Origin of the sequence: Halopseudomonas sp. Lyrl_26, from assembly GCF_051948695.1 — a bacterium.
Taxonomy (GTDB): Bacteria; Pseudomonadota; Gammaproteobacteria; order Pseudomonadales; family Pseudomonadaceae; genus Halopseudomonas; species Halopseudomonas formosensis.
In genome coordinates this window covers 1-5,097 of record NZ_JAYJLH010000027.1, presented here as the reverse complement: position 1 = coordinate 5,097, position 5,097 = coordinate 1, and the positions used below count along the sequence as shown (strand labels likewise).

The 5,097-nt window shown below is 61.8% G+C and carries 4 protein-coding genes; 1 reads left to right on the top strand and 3 read right to left on the bottom strand.

The annotated features are described in order from the left end of the window. Positions 1-101 precede the first annotated feature (101 nt). The 3 genes from nagB to VF673_RS14890 all read right to left on the bottom strand — a co-directional run bounded on the left by nagB (position 102) and on the right by VF673_RS14890 (position 3,163). A complete protein-coding gene (gene nagB / locus VF673_RS14900; RefSeq protein WP_440292510.1) occupies positions 102-824 on the bottom strand; it encodes a glucosamine-6-phosphate deaminase in 723 nt (240 codons plus the stop codon). Between the two features lie 125 nt (positions 825-949). Continuing rightward, positions 950-1,855: an SDR family oxidoreductase gene (locus VF673_RS14895; RefSeq protein ID WP_440292509.1), complete on the bottom strand. Its 906-nt coding sequence runs from the start codon at positions 1,853-1,855 to the stop codon at positions 950-952. A 129-nt stretch (positions 1,856-1,984) separates the two neighbouring features. Then, positions 1,985-3,163, bottom strand: coding sequence for an acetyl-CoA C-acyltransferase (locus tag VF673_RS14890; protein ID WP_440292508.1), 1,179 nt, complete (start codon positions 3,161-3,163; stop codon positions 1,985-1,987). Between the two features lie 212 nt (positions 3,164-3,375). Here VF673_RS14890 and VF673_RS14885 point away from each other — a divergent pair, with 212 nt between their 5' ends. Next, the gene (locus VF673_RS14885) at positions 3,376-5,058 is read left to right on the top strand and encodes a fatty acid--CoA ligase (RefSeq protein ID WP_440292507.1); all 1,683 of its coding nucleotides are present in this window, start codon (positions 3,376-3,378) and stop codon (positions 5,056-5,058) included. Positions 5,059-5,097: the final 39 nt, after the last annotated feature.

Sequence of the window (5,097 nt, the reverse complement as noted above, 5' to 3'; positions counted from 1 at the left end):
TGCGGCCGGGCGATGGCGCGCTCATCGAGCTGGTGCTCGACGTTCCCAGGGCGGCGTTCCCGAGCTGATGGAGTGCCGGGTTCCATCCCGGCAATTTGGGGTTACAGCAACGCTGCCGCGTCCTGATCCAGAATCACCGTTACATTCGGATGCTGGCGCAGGGCGGAGGCGGGGACCTGTTCGGTGATCGGGCCGTTGATCATCTGCGCTACGCACTCGGCCTTGCCCCGGCCGCTGGCAATCAGCAGGATGGAGCGGGCCTGCAGGATGTTCTTGATGCCCATGGTGATTGCGGTGGTCGGCACTTCTTCCAGCGAATTGAAAAAGCGCTGGTTATCTTGCCGGGTCTTGTCGCTCAGCCGGGTCAGAAAGGTTTCCCGGGTGAAGGGCGTACCCGGCTCGCAGAAGCCGATATGCCCGTTGCTGCCGATACCCAGCAGCTGCAGATCCACGGTGGTGCTGTTCAGCAGGGTGTTATAGCTGTCGCACTGGCTCTGCGGATCGCCACCCTCGGTGCAAGGGATATGCATGTTTTCCGCCTGCAGATCCACATGCTGGAACAGGTTGTCGTGCATGAAGCGGTAGTAGCTCTGCGGATGGCAGCGGGGCAGTTCGCAGTACTCATCCAGATTGAACGTCTGCACATCCTTCAGCGTGATGTCGCCGGCACGATAGCGTTCCACCAGATACTGGTAGGTCCCAAGGGGGGTGCCGCCGGTGGCCAGTCCCAGCGTGCAGTCTGGCTTGCTGCGTATCAGGTCGGTGATGAGCTGGCCGGCTTTGGCGCTCAATTCGTTGTAATCACGGACGGTGATGACTTTCATGGCCTGCTGATTTCCTTTGCTCCAGCGGTTAGGCGCGAAATTCTACTGGTGAGGCCGGCACAGGGAAAGCGGAAATGAAAAACCCGCTCCGTTGCTGGCGCGGGTTTTTCTGCACAGCTATCGGATCAGCTGAATTTCTGAATGTTCTGCATCAGCTCTTTCAGCGCTTCGATGTTGTCCTTGGGATGCACGGCGTTCTCGAAGCTGCACAGCTGCTCGAAGTTGGCCTGCACATCTTCGGGAGTGAAACCTTCATCCGGGTTGAAGCCGATGCCCAGCGAGCGCTCCCAGCGCACCTTGCCCATCCAGCCGCCACCCACTTCGAACAGGCTGCCGGTCTCCTGGCACTGCTCGGAGCACAGGTACACCACCAGCGGGCTGACCAGTTCGGGCTTGAGCTTCTCGAAGGCGCCGGGCGGGAACAGGCCTTCGGTCATGCGGGTACCACCGGTGGGGGCAATGGCGTTGACGAAGATGTTGTTCTTGCGGCCTTCGATCGCCAGGGTGCGGGTCAGACCGTAGAGGCCGAGCTTGGCCATGCCGTAGTTGGCCTGACCGAAGTTGCCGTAGATGCCGGAGGTGGAGGAGGTGAAGATGATGCGCCCGAAGTTCTGCTCCTTCATCTGGTTCCACGCAGCATGAGTGACCTTGTAGGCCCCTTCCACATGAACCTTGTAGACCAGATCCCAGTCGGTGTCGGTCATCTTGGCAAAACTCTTGTCGCGCAGGATGCCGGCGTTGTTCACGACGACATCCACCCGGCCGAAGTTATCCATGGCGCACTGTACGATCTTGTCGCCGTCAACCACGCTGTCAGGGTTGGCAATGGCAGTGCCGCCGGCGGCCTTGATTTCTTCCACGACCTTCAGCGCAGCCTCGCTGTTGGCACCTTCCCCCTGGGTGCTGCCGCCGAGATCGTTGACCACGACCTTGGCACCGTGTTTGGCGAACAGCAGGGCATGCGCCCGGCCAATGCCGCCGCCGGCGCCGGTTACGATAACGACCTTGTCTTCAAAACGGATGTCGCTCATGGGAGTCTCCTGGAATAGGGGTACGCTGAAAAATGGCCGACAGTGTCGAGCAGCCCACCGCGCCTTGGCAAGGGCGCGGTGGCTGGTGAATGGTGATACATAAACCAGTGTTGTTGCTTGGATGGCCAGTTACAGCAATTCGATTGCCACGGCGGTCGCTTCGCCCCCGCCAATGCACAGCGACGCCACCCCGCGCTTGCCACCGGTCTTCTGCAGGGCGTTGATCAGGGTGACGATCAGTCGCGAACCGGTCGAGCCCACCGGGTGCCCCTGGGCGCAGGCGCCGCCGAAGATGTTCACCCGGGAGTGATCCAGACCGTGTTCCTGCATGGCCAGCATGGTCACCATGGCGAAGGCCTCGTTGATCTCGAAAAGATCCACATCCTCCTTGCTCCAGCCCACCTTGCGGAACAGGTTGGTCATGGCGCCGACCGGCGCTATGGTGAACTCGCTCGGGTCCTGGCTCTGGGTGGCATGGCCGACGATGCGGGCCAACGGCTTGAGTCCGCGCCGGGTGGCTTCGGATTCGGTCATCAGCACCAGCGCGCTGGCCCCATCGGAAATGGAACTGGCATTGGCTGCGGTGATGGTGCCGTTCTTGGCGAAGGCCGGGCGCAGGCTGGGAATCTTTTCGACGTTGGCGTTGTGCGGCTGTTCATCGTCCTTGACCACTACCTCACCCTTGCGGGTGCTGACGGTGACCGGAATGATCTCACTGTCCAGCGAGCCGTCCTCGATGGCCTTCTTGGCCCGGGTCAGGGACTCTATGGCATAGGCGTCCATCTGTTCCCGGGTCAGGCCGTATCTGTCCGCGGTTTCCTGGGCGAAGGAGCCCATCAGGCGACCGGTGCGTGCATCCTCCAGTCCGTCGAGGAACATGTGGTCCTTGATTTCCCCATGCCCCATGCGCAGGCCGCCACGGGCCTTCTCCATGATGTAGGGGGCGTTGGACATGCTTTCCATGCCGCCGGCAATCATCACCTGATTGGAGCCGGCCTTGAGTGCGTCATGGGCCAGCATCACCGCCTTCATGCCCGAACCACACAGCTTGTTGATGGTGGTGCAGCCGGTGGAAACGGGCAGGTCGGCGTTGAGCGCGGCCTGGCGAGCCGGGCCCTGCTTCAGACCTGCGGGCAGCACGCAGCCCATGATCACTTCCTGCACATCGGCGCCGTCGATACCGGCCCGGGCCACGGCCTCGCGGATTACCAGTGCGCCCAGGTCCACCGCCGTCAGGCTCGACAGGCTGCCCTGGAAGCCGCCCATGGGGGTGCGCACGCCGCTAACGATTACGATGTTCTCGGTCATACCAACTCCTGAAATGTGACTGATCGTTTATCTGTGGTCATCAATCGACTTTATACGCCGATTTACCCCTTATTGTCGACGGCAAAGCTTTGTATGATCGGGTCACAAAACTGCGATGGTAGTGCGGTTGCAGGCTGGCTATAGTGCTCGCAGGAGCCAGCAGCTGCTGTGACCGGCTCAAGAACAAGCCCAATAAAAGAAAGGTCGTACCCATGTTGAAGACACGGATTTTGCCGCCCACCGAGCAGGCGCATTCAACGCCGCTGCTGATCAAGAATTTGCTGCTTTCCGGGGTTCGCTACGAAGCCTCGCAGGAAATCGTCTACCGGGACATCAGCCGTTACGACTATGCCACCTTCATCGAGCGCATCCATCGTTTGGCCGGCGCGCTGACTGCAGCCGGGGTCAAGGCCGGCGACACCGTGGCCGTGCTGGACTGGGACAGTCACCGCTATCTGGAGTGCATGTTTGCGGTGCCCATGATCGGTGCTGTACTGCATACAGTGAACGTGCGCCTGTCGCCGGAACAGATCATCTACACCATGAACCACGCCGATGACATCCTGGTGCTGGTCAACAGCGAGTTCCTGCCGCTGTATCAGGCAGTCGAGCCGCAACTGACCACGGTGACCAGCACCATTCTGCTCGCCGACGATGGCACCCGTACCGCTGAACTGCGTGGTTTTGTCGGCGAGTACGAAGAGCTGCTGGCCGCAGCGGACAGCCACTACGACTTCCCCGACTTCGATGAGAACTCGGTGGCCACCACCTTCTATACCACCGGCACCACCGGCAATCCGAAGGGCGTGTATTTCACCCACCGGCAGCTGGTACTGCATACCCTGACCCAGGCCGGCATGCTCAACGGCGTCGGCACCGAGCGCATGATGTGCAACCAGGACGTCTACATGCCGATCACGCCGATGTTCCATGTGCACGCCTGGGGCATGCCCTACACCGCGACCATGCTCGGGGTGAAGCAGGTCTACCCGGGCCGCTATGATCCGGAGCTGCTGGTCAAGCTTATCCGGGATGAGAAAGTCACCTTCTCCCATTGTGTTCCCACCATCCTGCAGATGGTGCTCAATGCCAGAGAGGCCGAGGGTTTCGATTTCGGCGGCATGAAAGTGATCATCGGCGGCAGTGCGCTGCCACGCGGGCTGTATGAAACCGCAGGCAAGCGGGGCATGCACCTGTCGGCGGCCTATGGCATGTCGGAAACCTGTCCGCTGATTTCCGCCGGCTATATCAACCGGGAGATCGCGGCGGCGGGTGAGCAGGAGCGGATTACCTACAAGATCAAGGCCGGGGTACCCGTGCCTCTGGTCGAGGCCAGGCTGATGGGCGAGGAGGGCAACTTCCTGCCCCATGATGGCCATACCCAGGGCGAGCTGGTGCTGCGCGCCCCCTGGCTGACCCAGGGCTACTTCAAGGAGCCGGAAAAGAGTGCCGAGCTGTGGCAGTACGGCTGGATGCACACCGGCGACGTGGCGGCCATCGACCATACCGGCAGCATCGAGATCCGTGACCGCATCAAGGACGTGATCAAGACCGGCGGCGAGTGGCTGTCGTCCCTGGAGCTGGAAAGCCTGATCAGCCTGCACCCCTCGGTCCGTGACGTGGCGGTGGTGGGTGTGCCGGACCCGCGCTGGGACGAGCGGCCCTTCGCCCTGGTGGTGGTCGCCCCCGGCGAGCCGATGGACGCCACGCTGCTGGCGACTCACCTGCAACCCTTCGTCGATGAAGGGCGGATCAACAAGTGGGCGGTGCCGACCCAGATCGCCGTGGTCGACGAGATTCCCAAGACCAGCGTCGGCAAGCTGGACAAGAAGCGCATCCGCGTGGACGCGGTCGCCTGGCTGGAACAGCAGGCCGACTGCATCTCCTCGCGCTGATCCAGGTCCGGGGCTCTCCAGCTCCGATAGCGCTCTTAC

Coding starts and splice junctions, on each gene's coding strand:
- VF673_RS14890 (WP_440292508.1), bottom strand. CDS start 3,163: ATGACCGAGAACATCGTAATCGTTAGCGGCGTGCGCACCCCCATGGGC.
- VF673_RS14885 (WP_440292507.1), top strand. CDS start 3,376: ATGTTGAAGACACGGATTTTGCCGCCCACCGAGCAGGCGCATTCAACG.
- VF673_RS14895 (WP_440292509.1), bottom strand. CDS start 1,855: ATGAGCGACATCCGTTTTGAAGACAAGGTCGTTATCGTAACCGGCGCC.
- nagB (WP_440292510.1), bottom strand. CDS start 824: ATGAAAGTCATCACCGTCCGTGATTACAACGAATTGAGCGCCAAAGCC.